Source organism: Dehalobacter sp. (assembly GCA_023667845.1).
GTDB lineage: Bacteria > Bacillota > Desulfitobacteriia > Desulfitobacteriales > Syntrophobotulaceae > Dehalobacter.
Window position 1 is genome coordinate 1 of record JAMPIU010000145.1, and the last position, 3,084, is coordinate 3,084.

Here is a 3,084-nt window from a genome sequence, read left to right on the forward strand (position 1 = left end):
TTAAGTTGGCGGGTTTGCTTAAGTGCTAAGCAGCAATATTGCATCCACCCTTCCAGCGGAAATCATTTTGCTTAATTCATTACAAACGGCTAGCTTTCATATTCATCTGTAAACACTTGATCAGGTCATTTGCATTATCGATCGTCTTGCTGATAAGAAAACCAGAATGACTCCGCAAGAACATGAGACCGTATGCTTTACAAAAGAAGGGTAGATGATCCGAATAGATAATCCAGTATTGTATAACGCCACGCTTGCGAAAACGAATACCTTGCAATTGATCCCATGAAAGAAAAGCGGTCTTCAAAAAAAAGTATATCGTGACCCCTTGTCCATCTACGGCGAGGGCCGGTCGAGTATTGATTATAAGGAATAACACAATTATGGAGAGAAGCATTAAGAAGCTGAAAAATGCGCAGGATACTCGCGAACTATCGCACGGGGTTTCCGAGAAAATGCGAAAGTCCGGAATTATTCTTTGGCCAATCGATATGAGGGTTATGACGATCAAGAAAAAAAAACATGAATACCCATATCCATCTCCCAAGAGTTATTGACGAAGGATAACGAAAATAGATTTTATCAGTCATGACTTTAGGCCTCTTACTTCGCGTTTATAGTAATAACAAAAGAATACCCAACAAAGCCAACAACAGATATTTCTTCTATCGCCCCAAAATTTCCGCTCCATATCTCTGGAACCCTATCCGTTCCAAATGATCTAGAATATGATCCAGATCCTCCCATGCCTGGGAATAAGTGTTACTTGAAAACCAATAACACCGCCTGCTAAATCTGAATTGCTCCTTGCATTATAAATTGCAGTATACCCTCCTGATGCACTTGCTCCCTCACCAATACCAACAAGAACAGCAGGGGTAATAACTAGCGCATTTTCATCAGTTAAATCATTATGCACCACATCAATTGAGATATTTGCTCCTAAGACTGCTACTACTATCCCACCATCAATATGTTGGCCATTTCCAGTAAGATGTTCTGTTTCCCAGAATGGGTAAAGATAAGATCATCAGATTTCGTAGAGGGATAAATTTTTGCCGTTTGTTGATTTGGTTCAACAATTGGACACATGTTATTAACTTCCTGAGAATTAAATATAGTATTACCGGAGGGTAATGGAGTACTTGGCTTTGTGACAGCGAAGCTCGCTACTGTTGCACCGTTCTCCTTGACCTCGGTCAGGTGCAGCTCCGCGTCGTAGAACAGGGTAAAGGTGTTCGCGCCAACCTTGCGCGTGGTCATGCTGCCGTTGGCGTCGTAGGTAAAGCCGAGCGAAGGCGTCCCGGTTACCTCCACCACCGCGTGTGGAAGATTCGCGATGTACCCTAGCTGGTATTGTTGCATTAGGCTATCCTTTATTTATTGATCCACTTCTCTATCAATAATTTGTTTAGCCCATCTCTCAAGTGATCTTATTTTTAACATATGCTCTACCTTAACATAATCATACTTGTTTGTTATAAACGCGAAATTATTATGCTCCGCTGGAAAAGTGTAAAAGATTATAGAACAAGTATCGACAACATATCGAAAGGTGGCTTCGTCATGTGGCAATAAACTCCAACTTTTTACTCGATCAATTCCAGTTGGTGGCAGCAAATAACCTTGTATGGTATGGCCAGGGTGCGCGCATCGAAAACAATTAATTATCAAATTTTCCATTTCCTGCTGCTCAACTTCAAAAAATAACCTATTCATTACAGTACCATAAATGGTGTCGGACTGAATAATTGCATATGGCACATGATTACTTATGATATATTGCTCCAACCAATATTCATTTTGAGATGTAGATCTATCATGGGTGAGAAGACTTGGCGCATCACACGCCGCACTAATACACCAACGCCAATTATTCTTCTGCAATCGTCTTAATATCTCTGAACGTATAGGGTCCGCCCAACTATCGCGATCATCGTCGTCTATTACATTATTTCCGTCTATGAGAACGTTAAATACCCTTACATCGTTAAACAAATCATAATTTGATATCTGTCTAGGTTGGAAAGTCAGTAGCCCAGCACCTTTTCCTTTGTTATATGGACCATCTAATGGATGATGTGCAACAGAACCATCCTTACGGAATTGAATAGTATCTTCAATTAGGCGGATATATTTGTTATGCATAAAGCCTCCAAAGAACTACCGAAACTGTAATTTGGGGAGAAAAAACGATCCCCCTCCTGATGGCATAAGTAACATAAAGGTCGTAATGCCCACTGCAAAGACAGTTACTGGGTTTATCAAGTAGCTTTGTGAGTCAGGGTCGAATTGCCCCGGATTAGATCTCTGTCCTTTCCTACCCCATTGATAATTTTTGGGGAATTTAACATCTCTTTTCCCTGGTTCTCTCACATGCCAATGATCTTGTTCTCCCGCACTAGGTCGACCTTGATCAGGACGGTAAACGCGCCCGTTTGGATCGTGCTTATTCTTATAACCTGGACCAAGACCCGGCCAGTCGTCATTCCATTCCCACCCATCCTCCGGCAGTCCTGTACCAGTAGGCGGCGCAGTTGGTCGGCCATCTGGATCAAACGAAGGTGGTGTTTCTGGTGTACCATTTGAAAGAACTACCGTAGAGTTTGATACCGAAGAACCTACAGCAGGACTGCTGGCGACTGAGGCCTGCTCAACAACATTAGGTGGATCTGGTTCATCATCCACGCACATTGCACCGGGTGTGTTAGATGGACAGTATGCATGTCCCGTAGGATCAGTATATATCGTTGGTGCATTTAGGGCGTATGCATATCGATCCCAGGCCATCGGATTCCCTGGCTCGGGGATTAATGTATCCGCTTGCGTGAATCTTCCCAGGAATCCATCGTACCACCTGGCCCCGTAGTATTGCAGCCCAATCTCCTCGAACCCGCGCTGGCCGGTGTACTGATAATCAGTGGGGAGTGGGCTTGGGCCGGTAGGGTAGCGTTTCTCGCCAAACGGACGGTACCCTTGGCGTTGGATGCCGTTGGTGCTGTCATCAAAGACCACGCTGGTGGAACCCAAATGATCGCCAAGCAGGTAGGTCACCACCCCGGCCTTGCGCATGGCGATCTTCGC

Annotated in this window: 3 protein-coding genes; all 3 read right to left on the reverse strand. The window is 44.0% G+C overall.

The features are described 5' to 3' along the window. Positions 1-957: 957 nt before the first annotated feature. A complete protein-coding gene (locus tag NC238_13540; protein ID MCM1566929.1) occupies positions 958-1,365 on the reverse strand; it encodes a hypothetical protein in 408 nt (135 codons plus the stop codon). A 15-nt stretch (positions 1,366-1,380) separates the two neighbouring features. Next, the gene (locus NC238_13545; protein ID MCM1566930.1) at positions 1,381-2,148 is read right to left on the reverse strand and encodes a hypothetical protein; all 768 of its coding nucleotides are present in this window, start codon (positions 2,146-2,148) and stop codon (positions 1,381-1,383) included. A gap of 15 nt (positions 2,149-2,163) precedes the next feature. After that, positions 2,164-3,084: RHS repeat-associated core domain-containing protein (locus NC238_13550; GenBank protein ID MCM1566931.1), on the reverse strand; the 921-nt coding region annotated here is incomplete at its 5' end.

What these genes read in the sequence shown, in the direction of transcription:
- NC238_13545 (MCM1566930.1), bottom strand. Translation starts at nt 2,148, where the DNA reads ATGCATAACAAATATATCCGCCTAATTGAAGATACTATTCAATTCCGT.
- NC238_13540 (MCM1566929.1), bottom strand. Translation starts at nt 1,365, where the DNA reads ATGCAACAATACCAGCTAGGGTACATCGCGAATCTTCCACACGCGGTG.